General features: G+C 46.7%; 22 protein-coding genes and 1 pseudogene. 8 read left to right on the plus strand and 15 right to left on the minus strand.

Translation table 11 applies throughout. The features are described 5' to 3' along the window. Nucleotides 1-84: 84 nt before the first annotated feature. Nucleotides 85-1,800, minus strand: a complete 1,716-nt coding sequence (locus AC23P2_RS11430; protein ID WP_028522496.1) for an IlvD/Edd family dehydratase — start codon at nt 1,798-1,800, stop codon at nt 85-87. Nucleotides 1,801-1,958: 158 nt separating this feature from the next. Here AC23P2_RS11430 and AC23P2_RS11435 point away from each other — a divergent pair. Then, nucleotides 1,959-2,415, plus strand: a pseudogene (locus tag AC23P2_RS11435) (Uma2 family endonuclease). Here AC23P2_RS11435 and AC23P2_RS11440 read toward each other — a convergent pair. Continuing rightward, a complete protein-coding gene (locus AC23P2_RS11440) occupies nt 2,412-2,843 on the minus strand; it encodes an ABA4-like family protein (RefSeq protein ID WP_487773316.1) in 432 nt (143 codons plus the stop codon). The pseudogene AC23P2_RS11435 and the gene AC23P2_RS11440 sit on opposite strands and share 4 nt — an antisense overlap. 107 nt (nt 2,844-2,950) lie before the next feature. On the opposite strand from AC23P2_RS11440, the gene AC23P2_RS11445 reads away from it, so the two are divergent. The 4 genes from AC23P2_RS11445 (at nt 2,951) to AC23P2_RS11460 (ending at nt 5,438) form a co-directional block, all read left to right on the plus strand. Next, the gene (locus AC23P2_RS11445; RefSeq protein ID WP_487773464.1) at nt 2,951-3,502 is read left to right on the plus strand and encodes a cob(I)yrinic acid a,c-diamide adenosyltransferase; all 552 of its coding nucleotides are present in this window, start codon (nt 2,951-2,953) and stop codon (nt 3,500-3,502) included. A 114-nt stretch (nt 3,503-3,616) separates the two neighbouring features. Beyond that, nucleotides 3,617-4,684: a branched-chain amino acid aminotransferase gene (locus tag AC23P2_RS11450; protein ID WP_487773317.1), complete on the plus strand. Its 1,068-nt coding sequence runs from the start codon at nt 3,617-3,619 to the stop codon at nt 4,682-4,684. Between the two features lie 119 nt (nt 4,685-4,803). Then, complete coding sequence (locus AC23P2_RS11455) at nt 4,804-5,037, plus strand: hypothetical protein (RefSeq protein ID WP_487773318.1); 234 nt, start codon at nt 4,804-4,806, stop codon at nt 5,035-5,037. Continuing rightward, complete coding sequence (locus AC23P2_RS11460; protein ID WP_487773319.1) at nt 5,037-5,438, plus strand: type II toxin-antitoxin system VapC family toxin; 402 nt, start codon at nt 5,037-5,039, stop codon at nt 5,436-5,438. Before AC23P2_RS11455 ends, AC23P2_RS11460 begins: the two co-directional genes overlap by 1 nt. A 10-nt stretch (nt 5,439-5,448) precedes the next feature. Here the strand turns inward: AC23P2_RS11460 and AC23P2_RS11465 are convergent, their stop codons facing one another. The 5 genes from AC23P2_RS11465 to AC23P2_RS11485 form a co-directional block, all read right to left on the minus strand. Further along, nucleotides 5,449-6,198 carry a glycosyltransferase family 2 protein gene (locus tag AC23P2_RS11465; RefSeq protein WP_487773320.1) on the minus strand — a complete coding sequence of 250 codons (750 nt, stop codon included), beginning with the start codon at nt 6,196-6,198 and terminating at the stop codon, nt 5,449-5,451. A 36-nt stretch (nt 6,199-6,234) separates the two neighbouring features. After that, the gene (locus AC23P2_RS11470) at nt 6,235-8,067 is read right to left on the minus strand and encodes a tetratricopeptide repeat-containing sensor histidine kinase (RefSeq protein WP_487773321.1); all 1,833 of its coding nucleotides are present in this window, start codon (nt 8,065-8,067) and stop codon (nt 6,235-6,237) included. A gap of 161 nt (nt 8,068-8,228) precedes the next feature. Continuing rightward, a complete protein-coding gene (locus tag AC23P2_RS11475) occupies nt 8,229-10,046 on the minus strand; it encodes a M14 family metallopeptidase (protein WP_487773322.1) in 1,818 nt (605 codons plus the stop codon). A 33-nt stretch (nt 10,047-10,079) separates the two neighbouring features. Further along, complete coding sequence (locus AC23P2_RS11480) at nt 10,080-11,879, minus strand: M14 family metallopeptidase (protein ID WP_487773323.1); 1,800 nt, start codon at nt 11,877-11,879, stop codon at nt 10,080-10,082. A gap of 126 nt (nt 11,880-12,005) precedes the next feature. Beyond that, nucleotides 12,006-12,938 (minus strand): SGNH/GDSL hydrolase family protein, encoded by a 933-nt coding sequence (locus tag AC23P2_RS11485; protein ID WP_487773324.1) that lies wholly within the window; start codon nt 12,936-12,938, stop codon nt 12,006-12,008. A gap of 48 nt (nt 12,939-12,986) precedes the next feature. Here AC23P2_RS11485 and AC23P2_RS11490 point away from each other — a divergent pair, with 48 nt between their 5' ends. Together AC23P2_RS11490 and AC23P2_RS11495 are read left to right on the plus strand one after the other, a co-directional pair. Continuing rightward, nucleotides 12,987-13,976 (plus strand): ABC transporter ATP-binding protein, encoded by a 990-nt coding sequence (locus tag AC23P2_RS11490; RefSeq protein WP_487773325.1) that lies wholly within the window; start codon nt 12,987-12,989, stop codon nt 13,974-13,976. Between the two features lie 10 nt (nt 13,977-13,986). Further along, entirely contained in the window at nt 13,987-17,283 is a 3,297-nt protein-coding gene (locus AC23P2_RS11495; protein ID WP_487773326.1) for a S41 family peptidase, read from the plus strand. 53 nt (nt 17,284-17,336) lie between these two features. On the opposite strand, the gene AC23P2_RS11500 is transcribed toward AC23P2_RS11495, so the two are convergent. The 8 genes from AC23P2_RS11500 to AC23P2_RS11535 form a co-directional block, all read right to left on the minus strand. After that, nucleotides 17,337-17,699, minus strand: a complete 363-nt coding sequence (locus tag AC23P2_RS11500) for a type II toxin-antitoxin system VapC family toxin (RefSeq protein WP_487773465.1) — start codon at nt 17,697-17,699, stop codon at nt 17,337-17,339. Beyond that, nucleotides 17,699-17,917 (minus strand): hypothetical protein, encoded by a 219-nt coding sequence (locus AC23P2_RS11505; RefSeq protein WP_487773327.1) that lies wholly within the window; start codon nt 17,915-17,917, stop codon nt 17,699-17,701. Before AC23P2_RS11505 ends, AC23P2_RS11500 begins: the two co-directional genes overlap by 1 nt. A gap of 154 nt (nt 17,918-18,071) precedes the next feature. Next, nucleotides 18,072-19,082 carry a PDDEXK nuclease domain-containing protein gene (locus AC23P2_RS11510; RefSeq protein WP_487773328.1) on the minus strand — a complete coding sequence of 337 codons (1,011 nt, stop codon included), beginning with the start codon at nt 19,080-19,082 and terminating at the stop codon, nt 18,072-18,074. A gap of 16 nt (nt 19,083-19,098) precedes the next feature. Further along, nucleotides 19,099-20,472, minus strand: a complete 1,374-nt coding sequence (locus AC23P2_RS11515) for a neutral/alkaline non-lysosomal ceramidase N-terminal domain-containing protein (protein WP_487773329.1) — start codon at nt 20,470-20,472, stop codon at nt 19,099-19,101. 86 nt (nt 20,473-20,558) lie between these two features. Then, nucleotides 20,559-21,137 carry a LutC/YkgG family protein gene (locus AC23P2_RS11520; RefSeq protein WP_487773330.1) on the minus strand — a complete coding sequence of 193 codons (579 nt, stop codon included), beginning with the start codon at nt 21,135-21,137 and terminating at the stop codon, nt 20,559-20,561. Between the two features lie 117 nt (nt 21,138-21,254). Further along, entirely contained in the window at nt 21,255-22,613 is a 1,359-nt protein-coding gene (locus tag AC23P2_RS11525; protein WP_487773331.1) for a lactate utilization protein B, read from the minus strand. Between the two features lie 65 nt (nt 22,614-22,678). Then, entirely contained in the window at nt 22,679-23,416 is a 738-nt protein-coding gene (locus AC23P2_RS11530) for a (Fe-S)-binding protein (protein ID WP_183970967.1), read from the minus strand. A 56-nt stretch (nt 23,417-23,472) separates the two neighbouring features. Continuing rightward, nucleotides 23,473-24,639: an FG-GAP repeat domain-containing protein gene (locus tag AC23P2_RS11535; RefSeq protein WP_487773332.1), complete on the minus strand. Its 1,167-nt coding sequence runs from the start codon at nt 24,637-24,639 to the stop codon at nt 23,473-23,475. A gap of 430 nt (nt 24,640-25,069) precedes the next feature. Here AC23P2_RS11535 and AC23P2_RS11540 point away from each other — a divergent pair, with 430 nt between their 5' ends. Continuing rightward, on the plus strand, nt 25,070-25,564 hold the full coding sequence (locus tag AC23P2_RS11540) for an SRPBCC family protein (protein WP_487773333.1): 495 nt from the start codon (nt 25,070-25,072) through the stop codon (nt 25,562-25,564). Nucleotides 25,565-25,574 lie beyond the last annotated feature (10 nt).

A 25,574-nucleotide genomic window follows, 5' to 3' on the forward strand; every position in this document is an offset into this window, starting at 1 on the left:
TCCGCAGAATAATATTCGTCTGCGAAAATCTGCGCTTTTAAAATCTGCGCCTATCTGCGGGGAAACTTTACAGAAATTAAGCGATTAATGCGATTCGCGGCTTACTTCGCTGCCCGATTTACCCACGAGAAAGTCAAAATCACAGCCTTCGTGCGACTGCGTCACGTGTTCAATGTATAATTTGTTATGACCACGGTTATAGCCTAAATCAATCGGCTTCCACTCGGCGCGACGACGGGCGATTTCCTCGTCAGATACGTGCCAATGAATGTAGCGTTCGTGGATGTCGATTTCAATCAAATCACCATTTTGTACCAATGCCAAGTTGCCACCAATAGCGCTTTCGGGCGACGCGTGCAACAATACCGTCCCGTAGGCCGTTCCGCTCATACGCGCATCCGAAATTCGCACCATGTCCGAAACCCCTTTGTCCAAAATCTTTTTCGGCAAGGCCATATTTCCCACTTCAGGCATTCCTGGATACCCTTTCGGCCCTACGTTTTTGAGTACCATTACGCAGGTTTCATCAATGTCCAACTCGGGGTCGTCGATACGCGCGTGGTAATCTTCGATGGTTTCAAACACCACCGCACGCCCCGTGTGTTTCATCAAATGCGCCGAAGCCGCCGAAGGCTTAATCACCGCACCGTTTTCGCACAAATTACCCTTGATAACCGCGATGCCTCCTTCTTCCAAAATCGGTTCTGCCCCCGAGGCAATCACGTCAGGATTCCAGTTTTTGGCATTGATTGAATTTTCAACCAACGACTTGCCATTGACCGTGATAACGTCTTTGTGTAAATGTTCTTTGATTTCGTTAATAACTACTTGCAAGCCCCCTGCGTAGAAATAATCTTCCATCAAGTATTTCCCTGATGGCATCACATTCAGCAAGAAAGGCATCCGTGAGCCTACACGGTCGAAGTCATCGAGGGTAAGATCAACGCCCATTCGTCCCGCAATCGCCAACAAGTGCAATACAAAGTTGGTGGAACCTCCTACAGCGGCATTGGCCATAATGGCATTTTCAAAAGCCTCGCGGGTCAATATTTTTGAGAGTGTCAGGTTCTCTTTCGCCATTTCAACGATGCGCATCCCCGTCAAGTGAGCGTTCATTTTTTTGCGAGAATCGGCCGCAGGAATCGCCGACAAACCTGGTAGTGTCAATCCTAAAGCCTCTGCCATTGTAGCCATTGTAGAGGCTGTACCCATCGTGGAACAGTGACCAATACTACGGCTCATACAGCTTTCGGCTTCTTCAAACTCCTCGGGTGTCATTTTACCCGTTTTTACGTCGTCAGCAAAACGCCACACGTCGGTTCCCGAACCAATGGCTTTGCCTTGAAAACGCCCTGCCAACATCGGCCCACCTGGAAGTACAATCGTTGGTAAATCGACACTGGCAGCCCCCATGATAAGCGAAGGAGTGGTTTTGTCGCAACCTGTCAACAACACAATGGCGTCAAACGGGTTGGCACGAATGCTTTCTTCGACACTCATACTTGCCAAGTTGCGATAGAGCATGGCAGTAGGACGAATTAGGGTTTCTCCCAATGACATAACAGGAAACTCCAACGGAAACCCTCCTGCTTCATAGACTCCGTTTTTGACACTTTGCGCCAAATCACGAAAGTGGCCATTACAAGGCGTTACTTCCGACCACGTATTACAAATCCCAATAACAGGCTTCCCTTTAAATTGATGCGGCGCGTGGCCTTGGTTTTTCATCCAACTACGGTAAATAAAACCGTCTTTACCTTCTTTGCCAAACCAATCTTGGCTGCGTAGTTTCTGTTCCATTTAATTCTGAAAAGTGCGATTGCACCGTTTGTAGTGACACTGATAAGTAGCCAGGTAACAAGCCCTGTGTTCTTTTTTAAAAGGCAAAAAGGTGTAAAATCTAATAGTTGTAGTTTTAGGACAGAAGATGTATTTTTGAACAAATCAACTTACTAGCCATGCAAGCAGTAACCGAAAAACTATATACAGCTGAAGAGTATTTCGCTTTTTGCGAAAAAAATGAAGGTCGTTTTGAATACGTAAACGGAGAAATTATTGAAATGTCAGGCGAATCAGTAGCAGCTAATCAGATTGCGGGTAATATTCATCGCTGCAACCGAGCCTATTTTCATTGTTGAAGTATTATCAGAAAGCAGTATCAATACGGACCGTGTGACGAAATTAGCTGAATACACCCAACTCCCCACGTTGGAGTATTATCTAATTATTGAACAAGACGAATGCTTGGTCGAAGTATTCAACCGTGAGGGAAAGCGCTGGTACGTAGAGTTTTATAGTGATATCAACGAAAGCATTGATTTACCTACATTGAATATTCAATTGCCCCTGTCAGTTATCTACAAAAAAGTTCAACTCCCTCCCTCTGCCGACGAATCAAACCCAGTAACGGCCTAATTTTCACCTGCTATTCGTTTGGTTTTAAACAAACGCACCAACCAATACATCAGCAGTCCCACAGGCCCCAACATAAAACAGAATACAAGGGGTAGAATTATCCAAAAATGGGCAATATTCTTACGTTGGGCATCCTGCAGCACTACACTTCCCGCCACCAAATCAAACGCCAAATAGTGTATCCAACCTGCCAACAGCGCCGTATCTCCCCCTTTGGCAAATAGGTTTTTGATTCCTGCAAGCGTGCTAAAATCGTTAAAATCGAGCGAAGCCCCGCTGAAAATATAGTACGCATACAGGCAAGCCAATAAAGCGGGCACAAGATAACTCTTTACAAGCCACTGTGTTCCTTTCCATTGTGGGGCGAAAATCATGAGCATCCACTGCGGGAATACTAGCATATTGGCGACTTGAAAGGCGGTTTCCATTGTTGAACTGAGCTTTAGCGTTTGTACCTAAAACCCTTTTGTGGGTAAGTTTGTTGCTACTAATGAGTTTATTAATCGTTTTGATGGGCGAGACGCCCGTACCACTTATGAAAATTTACACAAAAACTGGAGATAAAGGGACGACTTCGCTCGTGGGCGGAACACGGGTAAGCAAAGCCGATTTGCGCATTGATACGTACGGTACTGTCGATGAGCTTAATTCGTACATCGGTTTGGTGCGCGACCAAGAAGTCAACGCTGCTCGACGCGATTTTTTAAAATACATCCAAGACCGCTTGTTTACGATTGGCTCGATTTTGGCTTCTGAGCCTGACAATAAAAAACACTTTATTCCCGACTTGCACGAAGAAGACATTACGGCGCTCGAACTTGCCATGGACGAAATGAATACCGAGCTTGAGCCCATGCGGGCATTTATTTTACCAGGCGGACATCCGTCGGTATCGTTTGCGCACGTGGCCCGTACGGTATGCCGCCGTGCAGAGCGTTTGGTGATTGCCCTTAACGAAGCCGAAACGGTAGAATCGGAGGTAATTCGGTACTTAAATCGCCTTTCTGACTATTTGTTTGTGCTTTCGCGTAAAATGGCACAAGAATTGGGGGTAGAAGAGATTAAATGGGCAGGGCGGAAGAAGTGAGACCGATAGTTTGATAAGTAAATCAAGATTTTCTTGGGTTTTCGAGGAAAAATAAAAATATTTGCATTGACAACTAATTTTTAGTCAACCACATAAAGTAAACCACCAATTACAATGACAACGGACACATTGGCCATGGAAATTCAACGCGTAGAAGCTTCGCGTATCCATGAAGTAGATTTCGACAATTTGGTATTTGGTCGCCATTATGCCGACCACATGTTTGTCGCCGATTACGTCAACGGCGAATGGACGAACCTTCAAATTGTACCCTACGCCAACCTCAGCCTCAGCCCTGCTACCGCTTCTCTCCACTACGGACAAGCGATTTTTGAAGGTATGAAAGCCTACAAAAACGACGCAGGTGAAGTGCTCATGTTCCGTCCATTGGACAACTGGGCGCGCTTCAACAAATCGGCGGCTCGTATGTGTATGCCCGAAATCCCAGAAGAAATTTTTATGGGCGGCCTCACAGAATTACTTCGTTTGGATTCGGCTTGGGTACCTACTGCCCCTGATACTTCGCTTTACATCCGCCCGTATATGTTTTCAACGGACGCGTACATAGGTGTAAAAGCTTCTGATACGTACAAGTTTATCATTTTCACTAGCCCCGTAGGAAAGTACTACTCAAAACCTCCACGCGTGAAAGTGGAACAACACTACATCCGTGCGGCAGAAGGTGGGGTTGGTTTCGCAAAATGCGCTGGTAACTACGCGGGTTCGTTGTACCCTGCACGTTTGGCCCAGCAACAAGGCTACGACCAAATCATCTGGACAGATGCCCGCGACCACGAGTACGTGGAAGAATCGGGTACGATGAACGTGATGTTTTTCATGGATGGAAAACTAATTACGCCTGCTACTTCCGACACTATCCTCAACGGCGTGACCCGCAAGAGCATTGTGGACATTGCGCGTCATTGGGGTATCCCTGTAGAAGAGCGTAAAGTGGCGGTCAAAGAAATCATCGACGCCCTCAAAGAAGGTCGTTTGGAAGCGGCGTTTGGTGCAGGAACGGCCGTAGTAGTTTCTCCTTTTGGCGTTATCGGCTACGAAGGCGTGGATTACGAACTTCCTACTCCAACGGATGAGTCATTTACAACGAAAGTAAAAGTATTTTTGAGCGACCTCCGCACGGGCAAAGTAGAAGACCCGTTTGGCTGGATTGTGAAAGCGTAAGCGTATATACATTTTAAAAAAAGCGCCAACTGATTCAGAATCGGTTGGCGCTTTTTTATTTGTATTTGTTTTTTTTATCTTTAATCATGTTTTAAATTTCATTGTATAAACCTACTAATATGTACACAGCAATTAAAGGTGTTTATGAAAATGGCTCATTAACATTTCTAGAGCCTATACCCAATGTAGAAAAATCAGAAGTTATCGTGATGTTTCTAAATGAAGACCCAATAAAACAGGTACGTCCAAGGGTGCCTGGCAGTTTAAAACGAATCGGTATGCTTGAAGGGAAAAAATACAGTATCCCTGAGGATTTTAATGAGCCATTAGATGATCTAAATGACTATATGTGATGGTTTATCTTGTAGATACTCAAATTGTTATCTGGTTTCTGTTATTCGATGATAACTTGACCCCTCCAATTTACGATCTCCTCATTGATACCAATAATTCTATTCTTGTAAGCCAAGTCAGTTTATTTGAAATAGCAATAAAACAAACCATTGGCAAGCTACCTGAGTTAGATAAATCAATTAGTGAACTAACTACAATTATTACCAACGATGGTTTTGACATTCTCCCTTTGCAAAATGAACACCTCGCCGAGTATAGTACTGTTCCATTATTACCTAATCACAAAGACCCTTTCGATAGACTTATTATTGCTACTGCCATTTCAGAAGGATTACCAATCATCTCCGCCGATGAGAAATTTAGTCTTTATCAAAACCTTGTCACGCTGATAAAAGCATAAACATACTACATTACCCCTCCCCCAATTTCTTATACTTCAAATACGTATAACGGGCGTTTTCTTTGGCAATAAATAAGCCGTAGTAGCCGTCTAAAAAGCCCAATTTAAACACGTACTCCACCAAAAACCGAAAGGCGGGGCTCAGGTATATTTTGATAAAATTTGCTCTTTTTCCCGCTTTTATTCCTTTTTCGGCAAATAACGTACTATAACGATCGGTTTTTTGGGCAAATTGCTTAGGGGTATCTACCGTGTAATGATACACATAGCCCGCGAGTTTTTGAACCGAATGCTCAGGGCGGATGGTGAGTCCCTCGTGTACGGCGTCGGTATTCCAGTGGATTTTTTTCTTATTGAAAATTCGGATGTGGGTTTCGGGATTCCAGCCTCCAAAACGAATGAGTTGGCCAGCAAAAACGGTTCGGAAAGGCAAGTTGTACGCGTCGGCCTTGGGTTGAGGCGTAAACGCAGCTCGAATACTTTTTGCAAGTTCGTCGCTCACAACCTCATCATCGTCCACCGACAAAATCCAGTCGTACTTAGCTTGCTCACTTCCAAAGTTTTTTTGTTCCGAATACCCAGGCCATGGCCGCTCAAAGACGCGCGCGCCAAGGGCTTGTGCCACAGTACGAGTGGCATCTTTGCTACCTGAGTCCACCACCACGATGTCGTCGGTCAGGGTTTTGAGGGCTTCAATCGTTTTAGCGATTTTTTTCTCTTGGTTTACGGTAATAATCACCGCCGAAAGGGGAAGTAACACAGGCTTCGTTTGGTTGAAATAGTTACGAAACGGTGATTAAGCCGCCAAGGGTAGCGTAAGTGCAATCACCGTTCCTTCATCAATGACCGAACGCACCAGTAAGTTCCCATCCAGTTCTTCTACTCGTTTTTCCATGTTAAACAAGCCATTGCCGCTGCCCCGCACTGCCTCTTTGTCAAAGCCTACGCCATCGTCTTTGATGCGCAGATGCAGGCGGTCGTTTTCTTTAAAAATTTGCACCCAAACGTGCTCTGCTTGAGCGTATTTGGCGACGTTATTAATGGCTTCTTTAAAAATCAAATAGAAATTGTACTGTTGGTTCGACGGGAGTTTATACTCTTCTAGGTCGTTCGCGACACAAAATTCGTATTTTATCCCTTTGGGGTCGAGCATTTCGGACGCAAAAATTTTCATTTTGTTCAACATGCTCTCCAAACTGTCGTTCATCGGGCGGGTCGTCCAAATAATATCGCGGATGGTAGCAACCGTCCGTTGGGAATTAACACTTATCAAATCCAATAGCTCCCGCAGTTGACTATCGGTTTCTCTCACTTGACGTTTAGCAGCCTGACTCAGCATCGCGACGCCACTCAGCGTAGCTCCCAGGTCATCGTGTAAATCGCGCGCAATTTGGGTACGAATTTTATCTGACAACTGCATTTGGCGGATGGTTTCGGCCTGAACTTTTTGAGCATCACGGATTTCTTTTAGCCGATTTTGGTAAAAGGCATAGCCAATGAAACCCATCAACAACACTACGATTAGCGCCAAGGCCACTATTAGCGCGGTTTTTTGGTGCAGTTGAGCCTCTTGTTCTGACTTGATTTGCTTCAAACGCTGGTTTTCTTTCTCCTTTTCAAACGCATTGTATTTCAATTCCACCAACTCCGCCCGCACGACGTTTTTCTTTTGTTCAATCGAATCGTTGAGGGATTTATATTTCTGAAAATAAGCCAGCGCATCGCGGTAATTTCCCTGCAATTCTTCCAAATCGGCCAATTCTTTGTTCAGCTTGGCTGTTTCAACCAGCGACCCAAATTCCTGCGCCGTCTCAAACGCCTTTTGTAAGTATGCTTTGGCTTCTCCAAAATTTTGTTGCAGTCGGTAGGTTTGGGCTATTTCTTGATAACACTGAATTTGGAGCAATTTTTCGCCGTGAATTTGGCTTCTTTCAATGGCTTGATTGAGGTAGTCAAGTGCCGTACTAAACTCTCGGCGGTGGTTGTAATTGCGGCCAATGCCGAGCAAGATTTGGGGTAAAATTTGGTAATTTTGGTCGGCCTCTTTGGCTAAAACCAGCCCTTTTTGCAAGTATTTCAACGATTCTTCGTAGCGCCCCATTCGCCGATACAAGTCTCCGATTTGTTCATGGTTGACGGCCATTCCTCGCTTTTCGGGCTTTTCCTGCTTCTGGTTCAATTCCAGTGCCTTAAAGGTATATTCCAAGGCTTTAGGAAGCTGATTCATCGACTTATAATTTTCGGCGATGTTATTCAAACAAATCGCTTGCCCCCGCTCCCAACCCGATTGTTCAAACAGTCGAAGCGCTTTTAAATAATACTCTTGGCCTTTGGCATAATTCCCTTCCAACGACTCCAAAATGGCGTAATTGATAAAGCTTTGACCCAAATTTACTTGATTATTAAGCTGTTTGGCCAACTGATTGGCCTCGTTGGCATAACGCCAAGCAGCAGCTTGGTCGATTTCTGACAACCGATACGAAAGGCGGTGCAAGGTCACTACCCGCACACTATCCAGTGTAGGATGCGTATCCAGCCAGTGCCGCAAGCTATCGACCATTTTATTCTGAGCGTACACCACCGTTCCCAACGCCCAGAGCACTATCCCAATATATCGCCTACATCTCATATAAGAATTTCCTCTTCTGATTTTATTAGGCGAATTTCCTAATTTTCTTGCATCAACACTAACACAATTTAGTTAGTGGTCAACTTGAAACACAAAAAGCGGTTGACATCACGCCAACCGCTTTTAAAGTTATTGTTCGTCCACTAAAATTAGGACATTATTTATTGGGTTTTTGAAACGATACCTCCTTTGCGGCTATCGACTTCTACTGTCCATTTGTCAGCTTTTCCTTTCACAATCCAGCGAACCTTCACGGCATTACCGCCAGCACCGCCACCGAAAGGCCCACCGCCGCCGCCAAAGCCACCACCAACTGTACCAGGAAGGTTCGGAACTTCAATCGTTTGTGGGTTGTATTTCTGCTCACGCGTAAGGCCCAAATCATCATTTTCCACAATCATACCCGCTACTACTTGCGCATTTTTCAAGGTAATGTAGTCAGGGCGTTCGATTTTGAAACGAAGGTCATGCGCTGAGTGCGTCGGGATGGCCCGTTGGTTTTGAATCGTAGCCGTTACTTCGCTAAGTCCATTGGCTAAAGCGCGTGACTTGATGTCCACAATCTCGATTTTAGGCATGTGGTAGGCGTGCAACATCGTGAAGGCCATGTTACGATGTCCTTCTTCTTCCAACAAGAAACCTGGGGTGTTACGGATGTAGTTCTTTTTCGTTCCACCAATCTCAATATCGCCGTATTGTGGGTGCTTGAATGGCTTCCATTTTACGTAGCTATCGCCCAACAACAAATACTTATCAAACTCCTCAAATTCAACGTTTTGATTTCTATTTTCGGTTGAATTTTTGTTAAATAAACGATACGACGTATTAATTTCGTTGGAGAACATAAATACCCCACGTCCAAGGCCAATCCAGTCGATTTCACCACCATAAACGGTGTATAAATCTTTCCAAAGTACAAAATAGCGGTACCCTGGAATCATCTTTTCTCCCGTTTTTCCGATGACGTCATACACAGCGATGTCCGACTGTGGAACGTACATCGCATCTTCTTCCGCGCCAGGAGGACGCAAGAACATTCCCCCAAAGTTGTGGTAACTTTGTGCGCCAGCGATGTTTGAGTGACTGTAGAAAAACTTCTTCACGTTTTGCGTTTCGGGCAAACTTCCAGGGTAGAACAATGCACCACCTTGGATGTAGTCTGGCTGCCAGCCCCAGCCCCAGTCGCGGTTCGGGTCGTATGCGCCAGGGTTATCTTCGTTGACACGTCCGTCACCGTCGTTATCAATCCCCTCAAAACCAAGCAATTCGTACTCGCCTTTTTCGTCAGGCTTTGCCAAAATCATGCGTTCAGGAAACTCAGGATCAATTTTATAGCGTCCCGTTGGTGACTTGCGGCGCATGTTCACAATGTGCCCGTCTCCGTCCAAATCATCGTAAGAATCTTCATCCACCGAGCCGTCACCGTCGTCATCCAACGGCATCATACCCGAACGCGACGAACTTGTCGTATTGGCTTTGTAAATAAAATTCTCGTGTGCATCAGGGTTCAATGAGGGCAAAATATAGAACGTACGGCCTTTGAGCATGTCCGTTACAAAATCCATTTTACCAAAGCTTTCGGCCAAATACCAAGCCGTGTACATTGCAAACTGCGTTCCTTGAAGCTCGTTGGCGTGGATGTTTCCATCAATCCAGAAGGCAGGTTTTGACTCAGGACGACCGCTTTTGAAGTCTGTAATGGTAATGACGTACATTTCGCGGCCTTGGTACGACTTTCCGATCGATTCGTATTTGACCAAGTCAGGGTACGCTTTGGCCAACTCTTGGGTGAGTTTGTTGAAACCAGCGTAATCCATGTAATAATTCCACGCCCATTTTACCTTCGGATTGGCAGGCGAACCAATCGCCCGCATTCCCGTCAGGTCAGCGTCGATATTTGGAGCTGTTTGCGCCATTACTCCCATGTACATAGGAGCACAAAGCGTAGCAGTTATGATTGATTTTATGTATTTTTTCATTGGAAATTTCGATTAACGATTTGCGGAACAAATTTACTTCAACGTCACCTCGGTCGATTGTACGCCTGCCGTTGGGCATCCAGCCTCAATCGTAAGTTTGCCAGTACCCGACACAAGCCACGTATATTCTTCTGACTCATCTACGCCCAACGCTCCTCTGAGGTTGAGACGTTTTCCTGAAACAATCGCTTGGCCACTGCCCAATTTAAGTTCTGTTTTTACTTTTTGAACAAAGCGAACGCGGTCACCAATTTCGGCATACGTTGGCAATAAACCTTTGTTGATAACCGTCGCAGTAACGCGCGTTAAGTTATTTCCAAGTGATTCGGTTTTTACATTTACCAACTGAATTTCTGGCATTTGCGCACCCAATCCTGACAAAAATTTGAGGTGTTTGTCAGCAACAGGCTCTAAATAAGAAAGTGGTGGGTTCAATTTTACAAATGGAGCTACGCCACCAACTTCTACTTTTTGGTTAGGGAAATCAGGATGTTGAATAGTTTTCCAATCCACAAAAACACCCGTCAACTTTTCTTTGTCCGCCCATTTCAAGAAACGAGTATCGTCTTCGCTTGCATTGGCAGCACTTGCCGAAGCCGCTGCGGCTGCCGCTGCGGCCGCACCACCACCGCCCATCATGCCACCCATTCGGCCACCGCCACCACCACCTGCTGCGGGAGCTGCGGCACCTGATGGAGCACCTGCACCTGAAGGAGCAGCAGTACCAGCACCAGTACCACGACGTGTAGAGTCGCGTGGGGCTTCTACTTTTGGTACCCACCAACCTGGGGTAGTAAAGCTGTAACGACCTGCGTGGAAATAAGCCGTTTGCGAGAAGTTTCCACGGGTTTGTGGCATCGCTGGCGCATCTTTCATGGCCGTACGACTGTTGTACAACTTCGACACTTGCTCCATGGCTTTGGCATCTTTAGAAAGTGGCCCCGTGATGATACGACGAGCTACTTTAGACGCATCGAAACGTGGCGCTTCGCTGAGGTTGTTATTAGGCCCGAAAGTCAATACCGCAAAAATATTTGGCGCACGGTACAAGAAGTCAAGCAAGGCGCGTACTTCAGGTTCAGAAGCGGCGTACTCACCTGAGCCTGTCACGAAAATTTGGTAGTCAAACGTAAAGTTACGCTCTGGGTTGATACCTCCTTGACCGTCTTCGTTATATACGCGGTCTTTGTCGTTGTCAATACCTTCACTGTGCAACAAATACTTACCCACTTCACCCTTCGTAGGGTCGGCTTTCACCATGATACGTGGGTCTTCTTTGCTCGCAACAAACGATCCCGTTGGGTCTTCTACGCGCATCCAAGTAACCATTCCGTCGCCGTTGAGGTCTTCAAACGGGTCTTCATCGATGCGGCCATCGCGGTCGTCATCGGCTTTGGTATCATTTCCAGTACGTTCAAATTTTAGCTTTGCCGCAAACTGCTCCTGCGCATCAGGGTTCATGCTTGGCAAAAAATAAAACGTTTTGGTATTCAACAATTTAGCAATACTATCAGCATTGGCCGAAGCAAGCATTTTTTCAGCCGTTTGAATGGCCAACTCAGTTCCAGCTAAGTGCGTACCGTTTAAACCTGCAACGACTAAGATGGCAGGTTTTTTGGTCGCATCTCCTTTTCCAAGCGTAAGCAACCACAGGTCGCGCCCGCCCGAGCTCTTGCCAATCGAGCTAACGGTAGCTTGGGCAGCGTATTTTGTGGAGAGAGTTTTGAGACGAGTGGAAAGTTGGGCGTGATTGTTGTAGGAAGTTTGCGCCTGGCTGACGGACGCCATTCCTACCAACGCCACCACTCCTCCGTAGAGTAATTGACGAATCATTTGGGTTTGGTTTTTAGTTTGACACGGCAATTTACTACAAGAATTGTGACTCTTCTACCCAATCAGGTAAAGAGAGCGATAAAAACCAAATTTGTATAGAGATAAAGCGAAGTTTTGGCTCCTTTTTTATTTTAACAATGCCCTAATTTCTTGCTCAATCTCCGCCGCTTTCTTCTGGGCTTCTTCCAAGGGCAGGCCTACTTTCATTTCTGGGCGCTTGTGTCCAGTTGCCGTTAGCCACGCGTCTTTCATCAGCGCTTGGCGTTGTTGAACCAACTTAAAAACAGCCTCCGATGAGGGACGGTCGGGCAAGGCACTTTTGGGCGTCCCCGCTTTAGCGACCTGTTTTTCACCCAAATACAGAAGCACTTGTTTGGCCATAATCCAATGCCCAACCTCGCCAGGATGCACGCCATCTTCAGCCAAGGCAAAGCCCGAAAGGCCAAATTGTTCGTCGATTTTTCGGTGGGCATCGAGATACGTTTTCATGGGGTAATGAATGTCAATAACTTCCCATTTTTTGGTTTTACGTAAACTCAGCAACCAGTCAGAATATCGATCGAGGACTGCGGCATAACCTGCATTTTTTCCCCGCAATTCGTCAAAAATAGGGGGAGTAAGATGAACAATTTTTACGCCCGTTTTTTCTACTTCTTCGTGCAGCCATTCGATTCCTTCCCGAAATTTTTGAAAACGGTCTTCTCCAAACGGCAGGTAAATCCCGTCGTTCATGCCGTAGCAGGCAAAGACCAAGTCGGGTTTTGTGGCTTTGAGCACACGGTCGAGGCGTTCGTGCAAATCGGGACGAGGAAAACGCCCACCCGCATGACCCTCTTCCGAAAGCCCCGAAACCGTTTCACTAGGTAGCCCTACGTTGATAAATTCAATCGAACGCTGCGGATAATTCGTCACAAAATAGGCTTCAATATCGGTGACGTAACTTCCTGCGTACGTAATGCTATTTCCCAAAAACAACACCCGACGTACCTGCGGCGGGATGCCTTGAGAGAAACTCATTTGAGCAACCAACAAAAAGAGAAGAATTCGTAGAAATGGCATTTTATCAACTTGTTTTGTGTTCACCAACAAAAGCAACTAAACGTCGGAATGTACTCTTTGTTAGAATTACGTCATCTTTCTAAAAACTACCCCCCTCAATCGGTTCTTTCCGACATTCAGTTGGAACTTCAAACGGGCGAAATTCTTGGCCTTTTGGGCGAAAGTGGTTCGGGGAAAAGTACGTTGTTGCGTTTGGCGGCAGGGCTGATTGACCCCGACGAGGGTGAGATTTGGCTCAACGGTGAAAAATTACGACTTGCCAGCGACCAGCTCATTCCTGGGCATCCTGACATTAAAATTGTTCACCAAGACTACAACCTGTCGTTGCCCATCAGTGTGCGGGAAAACATTGCTTACGCGCTTCGGTATTACCAAAAAGCCTATCGCGACGAGCGGGTGGATGAGCTCATCGAGCTTTGTCACTTAGAAACGGTCGCCGACAAACCTGCCAAATCGCTATCGGGTGGGGAGAAACAGCGCACCGCTATTGCCCGCGCCTTGGCCGAAGAAGCCAAAGTGTTGCTCCTCGACGAACCGTTTGCGCATTTGGATTTTGCCAACCGCCGTCGCCTCGCCCAAACCATCCACACACTGGCCGAAGAAACGGGCACTGCTTGCATTTTTGTCACCCACGATGCCCCCGATGCCCTGAGCCTTTCGGATCGAATGGGAATTTTATACCAAGGGAAACTATTACAAGTGGGCACACCCCAAGAAGTATATCAACAACCCGTCAGTGAATACGTAGCGGAGTTGACGGGAGAAATCAATGTTGTGCATCGTAGCACGTTTGAGCAGTTTTTTGGAACTCCTCCCCAACCGTCTGACACCTTGCTGATTCGCCCAGAGCAACTGACCATCACCGAAACTGAAGGCGCACAAGGCATTTGGGCGACAGCACAACGCAGTATGTTTGAAGGTAGTCGTTACCGAATTCAGTTAATCGCTGAACAACAATCGTTTATCGTCTATTCCCCCATTGCATATCCCAAAGAGAAAAGTGTATTTTTGACCTATAATTTTCCAACAACCTACTAACCACTTTCATATGAAACTAACGTCTTTACTCTCCCTTGCGGCGGGGGTTTTGTGCAGCGTGTCGGCCATCGGGCAAGGCACACGGCTTTTGCGCCAGCCTACCGTCAGCGACCGCTCGGTGGTATTTGTGTATGCCGATGATTTGTGGATCGCCGACCGCGACGGTGGCTCTGCCCGCCGCCTCACCTCGCATGAAGGCACCGAATCGCTCCCGCATTTTTCGCCCGATGGCAGCATGATTGCCTTTTCGGCCCAGTACGCAGGCAACACCGACGTGTATGTGATGCCTGCCACGGGCGGTGAACCCAAGCGCCTTACGTGGCACCCAGGCGAAGATGCCGTGCAAGGTTGGACACCCGACGGCGCCAGCATTATCTTTCGTTCGGGACGCAGTGGCTACCCTACTGCCCTGACCAAATTATTAAAAGTAAGCTTTAAAGGAGGCTTCCAAGAAGAACTTCCCATGCCACAAGCCTACGCGGGAGAAGTATCGCCCGATGGCCAAATGGCGGCTTACCAAACCATTGGTTTTTGGGACCCCGAGTGGCGCAACTATCGAGGAGGACAAGCCCAGCCGATTTGGATTGTGGATTTAAAAACACTATCGCTCAAAACCACTCCCCAAACCGACCGCGAACGCCATACCGATCCTGTTTGGTACAAAAACATCGTTTACTTCTTGTCGGAACGCGATTATGCCAACAACGTATGGTCGTTTAACCCCAAAACCAACGAACTCAAACAGGTAACGTTTCACAAAGATTTTGACGTAAAAAGCTTAGACGCCTCCAACGACCGCATTGTGTATGAGCAAGGCGGCTACTTGCATTTGCTCGACCCCCAAACGGGGCAAGCCAAGCAGCTCGTTATCAACGTACAAGGAGATTTTACGTGGGCGAGTCCGCGTTGGCAGGATGTACGTTCGGGAGGTTTACTCAATGCTTCGCTTTCTCCTACGGGCAAGCGTGCGTTATTTGAATACCGTGGCGACATTTTTACCGTACCCAAAGAAAACGGCGATTGGCGTAACATCAGCCACAGTTCAGGCGTGGCCGACCGCTACCCTACTTGGTCGCCCGACGGGCAAAAAATAGCATGGTTTTCGGATGCAAGCGGTGAGTATCAACTGATGGTTTCGGACCAAGAAGGGCTTCAAAAACCAAAAGCGATTTCGTTGCCTTCGCCTACATTTTACTTCCGCCCCGCATGGTCGTCGGATAACAAACACCTTGCTTACACCGATACCGACTATAATTTATGGGTGATAAATACCGAAACGGGACAGCCCAAAAAAATAGACACCGAGCGCTACGCCCACCCCAACCGCAGCCTCAACCCTGTGTGGTCGCCCGATGGCAAATGGATTGCCTACGCCCGTCTTTTGGACAATCAGTACAAGGCCATAAAGGTGTATAACATTGAGACAGGCGCTAGCCACCAATTGACCGACGGGATGTCGGATGCGATGTCGCCCGTGTGGGATGCAAACGGAAAGTATTTGTATTTTTTGGCCAGTACCAACTTTGCTCTCAATACGGGTTGGCTTGATATGAGCTCGTACGAACGTCCCGTTACGCGCGGGGTGTATATGGTCATTCTTGCCAAAGGTGAACCATCGCCTTTTTTGCCCAAAAGTGACGAAGAAGAAGCACCCAAAGTAGAAAAGAAAGAAGCTGCCCCCGCTAAAACAGACGAGAAAGCCAAAACCGAGCCTAAAAAAGACGAAAAACCCGCTGAGGCCAAAAAGGAAGTTTTGGTAAAAATTGACCTAGAAGGCATCGACCAACGGATTTTGGCACTTCCCAAAGTAGCACTGAAAGAATACGACGAAATCATTGCGGGACCTGAAGGCAGTTTATTTTTTACCGAAAATGTCGCTGACCAATCGGGCGTTACGCTGCACAAATACACGTTGAAAGACCAAAAACGAGAAGAGTTTTTGAAAGGGATTCAGGGGGCAATCACCTCACACGACCGCAAAAACTTACTCTACCGCAGTGGGGGCACGTGGGGAATTGCCAATGCAACCGCAGCCACGGCCAAAATGGGTGACGGTCGCCTCAACACCAGCGAAATGAAAATATGGGTAGATCCCAAAGCTGAATACAAACAGATTTTCCGCGAAGGCTGGCGTTATCAACGTGATTTTTTGTACGTCAGCAATGTACACGGAGCGCCTTGGAACGACATCTATAAGTGGTATTCACCCTGGGTAGAACACGTACGCCACCGCACCGACCTTAACTACGTGGTGGATATTTTGGGCGGCGAAGTGGCCGTGGGACACTCCTACACCTCAGGAGGTGATTTTCCAACCCTCGACAACAACAACCCTGCGGGGCTTTTAGGGGCTGATTTTACGATAGTGAACGGCTTTTACCGTATCAAGCGCATTCTAACGGGCGAAAACTGGAACCCAGATTTGCGAGCGCCCTTGTCTAGCCCTGGCATCGACGTAAAAGAAGGCGATTATTTATTGGAAATCAACGGCATTCCTCTGACGGCTGACGTGGATATTTACAGTTTACTGGAAGGCACGGCCAACCGACAAATCAAAATTAAGATCAACGCTACGCCTGATTTGGCCACGGCCAAGTCGGTTACGGTGGTGCCCGTCGCCAACGAAACCCAGCTTCGCACGCGCGCTTGGGTGGAAGGTAATCGCCGTAAAGTGGATGAACTTTCAAAGGGACAACTGGCCTACGTTTGGATTCCGAACACGGGCAACGGTGGTTACGAATATTTTAACCGTTATTATTTTGCCCAACAAGATAAAAAAGGTGCGGTGATCGACGAACGCAACAACGGCGGGGGCTCAGCCGCCGACTACATCGTGGACGTATTGGCCCGAAAACTGCAAGGATATTTCAACAGCCGCGCCAACGACCACAAACCTTTCACGACGCCGATGGCAGGCTTGTGGGGGCCTAAAGTAATGATTGTCAACGAACGCGCGGGTTCGGGCGGCGACTTGATGCCGTTTTTGTTCCGCCAAGCCAAAGTAGGCCCGCTTGTCGGAACGCGCACTTGGGGCGGATTGGTCGGAACGTGGGACACGCCACCGTTTATCGACGGGGGGCGCATGGTGGCTCCACGCGGTGGTTTTTATGACGTGGACGGAAAATGGGCGGTAGAAGGCGAAGGCATTGCCCCCGACATTGAGGTACACCAAGACCCCGCCAAAGTAGCCAAAGGCGAAGACCCTCAACTCGAAAAATCGGTGCAAGTAGCACTAGACTTGCTAAAAACCCAAGGGGTAACGCTCAAACCTGAGCCAGCAGCCCCTATTCGCTACCGCCGACCTTAGAAGTAGTATCATACCTTGGAAAGGTTTTTCAACCTTTCCAAGGTATTTTTTGCTTAAAGCAAATGGGCATCTATTATTTTTAAACCTGAAATTCCCTCAAAATCAGATAGGTTGTGCGTGATTAAGGTTAAATCATAGACTAACGCCGTAGCAGCTATGATAGCATCAGGAATTTTGATTCGGCGAGATTTACGAATAGCAATTACCTTTAGGATTACACTTTCTGTCAATTCTACAACAATGCAGGAAACTACTAAAATTTTAAATTTTTCAATTCCTGCCTGATTATGTCCAAGTAATTCAATACGGTTTATTATGGAAATAATAGGAGCATCGTTAACTATTGTATCCATAAACTGAAGCCCACCTACTGGTAGCCTTCCTCCTAAATAGTCTGAGGCAGCATTGGTATCTATTAGAAATTTCTATCCCATTCCTTCCTTGATTCTTGTATGTACTCGTTAAATTTTTCGGCTTCTTCGGCAGAGATACTTCCTCTCAAAAGCTCAGAAAGTTTCTGAGGGGGTTTAGGGGCTTCTTCCTGTTTCAATATTTTTATAATATCCATTTCCTCAAGGTCTCGAAGCAAATTTATTCCTTTCGGATTACGGATTTCAATAAGTAATGTTTCCATGTCAGTTGATTTTTAACAAATATAGCAAAAACAGATACTTTCTCCTTGCTGAGGGTTGCTCACAACCCGAATACCTTGTCGATATTTTCAGAGGGCGTCGGAGACGCTGTGCCTTTGTTGCCCCAAATCACAGTTTGGGGCAAGTTGCTTTATTTCATTCCAATAACCTGCGATTTTCGATTCTTTCTTTGGCTTCCAACAATGCTTGATGAAGTTTGGCCTCCAATTCATGTTTAGGCGGAAGTTCTGTCCAGTATTCAGCTACTACAATCCCATCTTTGTGCATTTCGAGGAGTTCAATCTGTTCGTGACTGGCTTCGGCGCATAGAATAAGACCAATAGGAGCTTCTTCCCCTTCTTGTCGCTCGTATCGGTTGAGCCATTTCAGATACAGCTCCATTTGCCCTTTAAACTTTGCCTGAAATTTCCCAATTTTGAGCTCAATGGCGACTAATCGTTTGAGTTTACGATGATAAAAAAGTAAATCTAGGTAAAAATCCTCGCCATCAATAATCATTCTTTTTTGGCGCTCTACAAACGCAAAACCCCGCCCTAACTCTAAGATAAACTGTTCGAGTTCTCTGAGTATAGCATTTTCAAGGTCGTTTTCGAGGTAGTCATTTTTCAGCCCCAAAAATTCCAGAAAATAGGGGTCTTTGAAGATATTGGGCGCAATCAACGTCTCTGTAATCGGCAGTTGGCTATTGGCAATGGTAGTGCGTTCAAAAACCTTTTGATTGATTTGACTTCGCAGTTCTCTTTTGCCCCAAGCTTCCTGTACAGCTTTTTGAGCATAAAACAGTTGAGCTTCTCGGTTTTTGAGAGGTAACAAAATAAGGAAGTGCGACCAACTTAATTGTCGTGCCAGTGGCACGACAATTTTATAATCACCAAATTGCTCGGCAAATTGTGACATTCTTCGTAAGTTTTTTTCCTCGAAGTTTCGCCCGTACTTTTCCTGCAATTTTGTTGAGAGTGTAGGAAAAATACGCTTACCATAATCGGCTCTTTGATTTTGAAGAATGTATTCATTGATATGTTTTCCTACTTCCCAAAATAGCAATGTCAATTCACTATTTACCTGAATAGCTACTTGTTTTTTGCTATGCTCAATTAGGTTTAAAAGCTGTTCAAGCAGCTTTTGTTCATGAATTTCAATGGCCATCTCTATAATTCCTCTTTTACGACATCTTATCCACCAAATCCCGCACAATTTCCTGAAAATACGCGCCGTTGTACGGGCCAAACCAGTTCATGGTGAGGGTTTCGTAGGTATCTCGGCCGTAGTATTTGTCGGGAGTAATGTAGCCGATATATCCTCCGTTAAAGCTTGTTACCATCAATTTAAGCCCCTTTTTTTCGGCGTAGGCGCTCATTTCTGCCACCAATTCCCCCGAAAAATCGCAGGGAAAACCGACCATCAGGACATTACCAATACGTAGGGCTTTGACGTAATTGGGAAAATTGCCAAACGCCCAATGGAATACCCACGGACGTAGTCGCCACCCCAACGTAACGCGGGGATTAGGCTCGCGGAGCGGAATGGTGAGCGTTTCGATGCGCAGGGCAGGGTTTTCGATAGGCTTTAGTTGTGCCAATTGTTTCTGCACATCCGACTCCAAACTGTCGGCTTCCGTTCCTACTTTTACCCAATCAGAATCTGATTCCACACCCACTTTTGGCCCCATACTCCCAACCGCACCCGAAAGAAATACCGCAAAATTAGCTTCGCCTTTTTCCAACGAATCGACCAGTACGCCTGGGTAGTCGCGCGATAAAACGATATTGTCCGAACTGGTAATGGTAGAGTGTGCCGCGTACGAACAAATCAGGGCTTTTTGCCCATCGTTGCGTACGAGTTGGATGGTGCGGACAAACGGGTCAATCGTTCCTTCATCAAACGCCCGATTGCGTACCTTTGAGGTATCGGCCAATTGATGATACGCTACGGTAGCAGGTTTAAGATCTTTTTGTGCCAAAGTCACGGCTTTTACGATGGCATCAGCCACCCATGTCACATTGTCGGGATTAAATTTCCCGCCAAATAGCTCGCCCACAATGCCACCACTCCATCCTCCCATGCTGTTGTGGGTATGAGTAGCGCCAAAATACACTTGTTCAAACGGAATGCCAGTGGCAGAAAGCTTGGTTTTTACTTGTTCGGTCACGGCGGGGGGAAGAATTAATAAATCGGCCACCACCATTGCAGCCTTGGTATTTCCATTGTCAAACACCACTGCCCGAACGTAAATAGAATCATGCACCGATTTGTACAAAGCTCCCCGACGTACTCCGTAACCCGCCGTAGGGGTCGGAGATTTGGGCGTGAAATTTACTTTGGCCCAACCAACCTTTAATGAATTAGGAGTTAAGAGTGAGGCATTACGAGTGGTGTCGGTGGTTGCTAAGCCATTCACTGACTTTTTCCAGTCTTGGTAGTAGCTGGTTTGTTGGTAGGGCGTCTCATCGACAGGAGCGAGCATACAGGCCAACAAGGCGACAATTAGCAATAAAAAAACGCCAAGTACTTTGAGAAGAATCTTTAGGAATCGCATACAAATGAAGAATTGCTTGTATAAAAAACTTCCCGAAAGTTAATGCACTTTCGGGAAGCCACTTTTAGCAAAGTTTCACCTTTTTTTCAATCTATCAAAAAGGCGACCATCGACTTGGGGCCGTGCGCGCCCAAGACCAGCGATTGTTCAATGTCGGCGGTTTTGGAAGGCCCTGCGATGAAAGCCCCAAAACCGTATTCGGACGCGCCAATTTGGGCGTAAGCGTGGTGCATTTTGGGTAAAATCGCCGATTTTTTTATTACCAATGCCAGTGTTTCGGCAATGAAAGGCGTCACCCGCTGCCCCATTTCGGCTTCTGTGACCCACACCGCCGAATTTTCAGCAACAGCAAACTGTCCTTGTAAAATGGCCAACCCTACGTCGTCCAACGAATGGGGATCAGACGTTAGCCAGCTTTGCTGAGCCATATCCGCCAATGGTGCAAGGTTAGTGACCATACGCCGCCCCGCAAAATGCGTTTGAACGTACTGCTGGATTTCTTCCCAACTGCCCACTTCCACCACCGTACCGCCGATGGTCGTCAGTACCGAAGTAAACTGCGCGGCCAAATCGCTGTATGGATTTCCAAAATCTTGAATATCTGGTAGCGGTGTCAACGTGGGTTTGTTTTTCGCCACGGCCGCTAGTATTTTTTCACGACTCATTTTGTACTTGTTTTGGGTTGCCCGTTTCGGGTTGCCTGTTTAGATAAAGTGGTGTTTTGATTCTGAACTCGTCGGGTTGTGAGCAACCCTCCACACCCGAAACAAGAAACCAAGTAACTACTTCCGATTCTTCTTATACCATTCACCAAACGACTCTTTGGGAGGTTCGGGCATTTCGCGTTGTTTGTACCACGGATTCAAAGAGTTATTGACTACAAACGGCGTATTTGATAACGTCAAACGGCCTATTTTTCCCGAAAAACGATACACCGATGGGCTCGATAATACCGCTGCCATGGCTTTCATTCCTATCGTTTTGGCAGTAGGTGAATGTCCGCTTTTGGTAAGTACTTGTCGCCAGCTGTAAAGCTGTTCGTGGATGTTGATTTTGACGGGACAAACGTTTGAGCAACTTCCACAAAGCGTACTTGCAAACGGCAAATCAGCGTTTTTGGTCATGTCCAAATTGGGAGCTAAAATCGACCCAATCGGCCCCGCTACGGCATTGTGGTAACTGTGTCCACCGCTGCGACGATATACGGGACAGGTATTCATACAAGCCCCACAACGGATACATTTGAGCGAGTTACGAAACTCCTCTCGTCCTAGCTGTCGAGAGCGGCCATTGTCCACCAATACGATGTGCATTTGCTGACCTTCGCGGGGTTTGGCAAAGTGACTCGAATAAGTTGTGATAGGCTGTCCCGTAGCAGAACGCGCCAACAGACGCAAGAAAACCCCCAAATGCTTGCGTTTAGGGACGATTTTTTCGATGCCCATGCAGGCAATGTGGACGTCGGCCAAGTGCGTACCCATGTCGGCGTTGCCTTCGTTGGTACACACCACAAATTCTCCCGTTTCGGCCACCGCAAAGTTAACACCCGTTATGGCCACGCGACGCGTCATAAACTTTTCGCGTAGGTTTTCGCGGGCGGCGTGGGTGAGTAGTACGGGATCAGCGCAACCCTCGGGCGTACCCAAATGTTTATGAAACAGCACCCCAATTTCTTCTTTTTTCCAATGAATACAAGGCAATACAATGTGGCTCGGCGACTCGTCGGCCAACTGAACGATGCGTTCACCCAAATCGGTATCAACTACTTCAATGCCATTTTTTTCTAAAAAAGGATTGAGGTGGCACTCTTCGGTGAGCATAGATTTGCTCTTGACGAGTTGCTGCACTCCTTGCTGTTGGAGAATCGAAAGAACGATTTGGTTGTGTTCGTGCGCATCGGCAGCCCAGTGAACGGTGATGCCGTTGGCTTTAGCATTTTTTTCAAACTCCATCAAGTACGTATCTAAATTAGACAGTACGTTGTGTTTAATCTGCGACGCCATGTTGCGCAGGTCTTCCCATTCGGGAATGGCAAACGCCGCTCGGTCGCGTTTTTGGCGCACCCACCACAGCGTTTCATCGTGCCAGGTAGTGCGGTCAAAATCTTTATTAAATTTATCAGCAGCCTCAGAATGATTCATAACCGACTATTTTCTAGGAGAATGTAAAAGTCCTTCTCCTATCAGGAGAGGGATATAAGATGAGGTTAATTCGCCGTTAAGATTTCGGCGATGTGCATTACTTTGATGGGCAGCTCACGGCGGCGAATGATGCCTTCTAAGTGCATCAAACACGACATATCGCCTCCCGTCAGGACTTGGGTACCGTTCTTGATGTGGTCGTCAATGCGGTCAACACCCATACGCGCCGAAACTGCTTCTTCTGCAACGCAAAACGTTCCACCAAATCCACAGCATTCGTCTCTACGTGTGAGTTGAACCAATTCTATTCCATCAACCATTCTCAAGAGTTTTTCAGGCTTTGAGAACGCAGGCGCTACCAACTCCGACATCTGCGAAAGGTGCAATCCGCGCTGCCCGTGGCAACTTTGGTGTAGCCCAACCCGATACGGAAAATGCGCAGATAGGTTTTCGACTTTGAGCACATCGGTCAAAAACTCCGTCAGTTCATACACCCGTTGGCGGATATGAGTCGCTTTCGCTTCACCCTCACCTTCGGTGTGCAAGTGTTCTTTGATGTGCAAAACACAACTACCCGACGGCCCAACGATGTAGTCAAAATCGGCAAAGTTTTGTACAAAAAGGCGGTTGCAATCATGCGTCAGGTGTTCATAACCAGAATTGGCCATGGGCTGACCACAGCAGGTTTGGTTGGCAGGATAACCCACCTCACAACCAAATTTCTCTAACAATTGGAGTGTAGCAATACCCACTTTGGGGTAAAACTGATCTACATAACACGGGATGAATAAACCAACTTTCATACGACAAACTTACGACACCTTCTTTCAAAATTCTGTCCTGTACGCACCTGTTTTATTTATTTCTGTTGAAGAAACACGTGAGCGCCTTTTTTGTTTGCGGTGATGATGTCCAGCAGCCCGTCGCGGTTCATGTCTTCGACCACCAAATGAAGCCCTACGCCTGAGTTATCGTCAATCTGGTGGGGAGTCCACGTAGGCGTAGCACCTGGTTTAAACTCAAACCAGTACAATACCGCTGGCTCGAACGCCCCTGGGTCTTTGCCGTTATGGGCAAAAAAGCGTTTGCCCGTCACCAAATCGGGGTTTCCATCTTTGTTGATGTCGGCCAGGGCCAAACCATGGGTTTGTGAAAATAGCTTCCCAATTTCGTATTTTTCCCAAGTCGGATTTCCTTGCGCATCTTTGCCTTGCTGATGCCACCACATGCCGTATTTGTGCGCCGACATACTAATGACGTCCTTCAAACCGTCTTTATTGACATCGAGTAAGTACATCTGCGAGCATTCTTCCCCCAAATTGGCTCGGTGAAACGTCCAATTAGGCTGCGTGCGATCAGCAGGGGCTTCCCACCAACCTTCGCGCATCAGCACATCCAAGCGCCCATCGCCGTTCATGTCCACCACGCCCAAGCCGTGGGTATATTTGTGTATTCCAATATTATCGGTACTAATCACGTATCGTTTCCACTCGATATCACCTTTTTTGGAAGGTGCTTTGAGCCAAATCATTTGCTTGGCTTCGGGGTCGTTTCCGATGATGTCGAGACGTCCGTCGCCGTCGAGGTCCGTAAAAGCAGGCGACTCATTTCCAATGGATTTGTGAATGGTGTAAGCCTTCCAATGTCCCGCTTTATTTTTAGGATTTTCGTACCAAACTACCGATTCGCCTGGGGTATCGACCCGAATAAAATCTATCCAACCGTCTTGGTTAACGTCCATGCTAAAGTTCAAAAACGAATTACTGTAGCCACCGTTGACCGTAAATGTATCGCCTTTGGCAATTTCGTGCTGTTTCCAGTTGGGGGCTTCGTACCAAAATGCGCCCGACAGCACATCTTTTTTTCCGTCGCGGTTGACGTCGCCCACGGCTACGCCTTCCGAGAAAAACATGTTGGTCAGCATCTCTTTTTTAAATTTAATGGGGCGATTGGTTTGTGCAGAAGCAGGCAAGCCCATCCACGCGATAAGCAGCCCAAGGGCTAGAGGCAAAGAATACGTTTTCATTTTTGGGGAGAAAAAGGAGTTTAGAAAAGGGGTGAAAATTTTTAATTAAAGTGTCCCTCCCCTCCTTTTTTACCCACAGTTGGTTTGTTTTTTCATCGACGATTTGAGCACACGGACGATATGGATTAGACACGGATTTTATGGATTAAAAAAATACTCGGGCGGAGTATATCAATTTTTACTACCCAAAGAGGAACTACAGACCTTAGTATTGAACGAAATGAGTACAATTGAAAAAGAACAATAAAAATTCAAACTATTCACTTCCCGCAGAACGCTTTGACTAACACCACCAATTCGTAAACTTCCTCTAAATTTTTTCAAGATAAACTTTGCGAAACCGAAAAGTTGCATATAAATTTACAACCGTTTAGTTTCTCAACTTAAAACAACGAGAGCGCCTATTATCAACCATTTAAACATACTAAACATGAACCATTTATTGTTTGACTTTACCGTTGACAAAGCCGCTAAAACGGTTTTTATAACCCGCGAATTTGCCGCTGACCTTTCGCTGGTTTGGGATGCCTTCACAAAACAAGAAATTCTCGACCAATGGTGGGCACCCAAACCTTGGACCTCAAAAACCAAAGTTATGGACTTTACGGTTGGTGGCAGAAGGTTTTATGCCATGGTAAGTCCCGAAGGACACATGACGTGGTCGGTCCAGAAATATACTTCCATCACGCCTAAAACCAATTTTAAGTACTTGAGCGCATTTGCGGATGCCGACGAAAACCCCAACCTACCAGGTTCTGATTGGGATTATAGCTTCGGTGAGGAAAACGGCAAGACAAAAGTTAGCATTATCATTTACAATGACTCGCTCGAACGGATGGAGAAAATGATTGAAATGGGATTCAAAGAAGGATTTACAGCGATCTTGGATGAACTCAATCACCTATTGCCATCCCTGAAAAAGTAACCTACGCCTA

The sequence above is a fragment of the Runella sp. R0.1_18 genome, from assembly GCF_057652155.1.

Excerpts from the sequence above, each read along its gene's own strand:
- AC23P2_RS11430 (WP_028522496.1), bottom strand. The coding sequence starts at position 1,800 with ATGGAACAGAAACTACGCAGCCAAGATTGGTTTGGCAAAGAAGGTAAA.
- AC23P2_RS11440 (WP_487773316.1), bottom strand. The coding sequence starts at position 2,843 with ATGGAAACCGCCTTTCAAGTCGCCAATATGCTAGTATTCCCGCAGTGG.
- AC23P2_RS11445 (WP_487773464.1), top strand. The coding sequence starts at position 2,951 with ATGAAAATTTACACAAAAACTGGAGATAAAGGGACGACTTCGCTCGTG.
- AC23P2_RS11450 (WP_487773317.1), top strand. The coding sequence starts at position 3,617 with ATGACAACGGACACATTGGCCATGGAAATTCAACGCGTAGAAGCTTCG.
- AC23P2_RS11455 (WP_487773318.1), top strand. The coding sequence starts at position 4,804 with ATGTACACAGCAATTAAAGGTGTTTATGAAAATGGCTCATTAACATTT.
- AC23P2_RS11460 (WP_487773319.1), top strand. The coding sequence starts at position 5,037 with ATGGTTTATCTTGTAGATACTCAAATTGTTATCTGGTTTCTGTTATTC.
- AC23P2_RS11470 (WP_487773321.1), bottom strand. The coding sequence starts at position 8,067 with ATGAGATGTAGGCGATATATTGGGATAGTGCTCTGGGCGTTGGGAACG.
- AC23P2_RS11475 (WP_487773322.1), bottom strand. The coding sequence starts at position 10,046 with ATGAAAAAATACATAAAATCAATCATAACTGCTACGCTTTGTGCTCCT.
- AC23P2_RS11480 (WP_487773323.1), bottom strand. The coding sequence starts at position 11,879 with ATGATTCGTCAATTACTCTACGGAGGAGTGGTGGCGTTGGTAGGAATG.
- AC23P2_RS11485 (WP_487773324.1), bottom strand. The coding sequence starts at position 12,938 with ATGCCATTTCTACGAATTCTTCTCTTTTTGTTGGTTGCTCAAATGAGT.
- AC23P2_RS11490 (WP_487773325.1), top strand. The coding sequence starts at position 12,987 with ATGTACTCTTTGTTAGAATTACGTCATCTTTCTAAAAACTACCCCCCT.
- AC23P2_RS11495 (WP_487773326.1), top strand. The coding sequence starts at position 13,987 with ATGAAACTAACGTCTTTACTCTCCCTTGCGGCGGGGGTTTTGTGCAGC.
- AC23P2_RS11505 (WP_487773327.1), bottom strand. The coding sequence starts at position 17,917 with ATGGAAACATTACTTATTGAAATCCGTAATCCGAAAGGAATAAATTTG.
- AC23P2_RS11510 (WP_487773328.1), bottom strand. The coding sequence starts at position 19,082 with ATGGCCATTGAAATTCATGAACAAAAGCTGCTTGAACAGCTTTTAAAC.
- AC23P2_RS11515 (WP_487773329.1), bottom strand. The coding sequence starts at position 20,472 with ATGCGATTCCTAAAGATTCTTCTCAAAGTACTTGGCGTTTTTTTATTG.
- AC23P2_RS11520 (WP_487773330.1), bottom strand. The coding sequence starts at position 21,137 with ATGAGTCGTGAAAAAATACTAGCGGCCGTGGCGAAAAACAAACCCACG.
- AC23P2_RS11525 (WP_487773331.1), bottom strand. The coding sequence starts at position 22,613 with ATGAATCATTCTGAGGCTGCTGATAAATTTAATAAAGATTTTGACCGC.
- AC23P2_RS11530 (WP_183970967.1), bottom strand. The coding sequence starts at position 23,416 with ATGAAAGTTGGTTTATTCATCCCGTGTTATGTAGATCAGTTTTACCCC.
- AC23P2_RS11535 (WP_487773332.1), bottom strand. The coding sequence starts at position 24,639 with ATGAAAACGTATTCTTTGCCTCTAGCCCTTGGGCTGCTTATCGCGTGG.
- AC23P2_RS11540 (WP_487773333.1), top strand. The coding sequence starts at position 25,070 with ATGAACCATTTATTGTTTGACTTTACCGTTGACAAAGCCGCTAAAACG.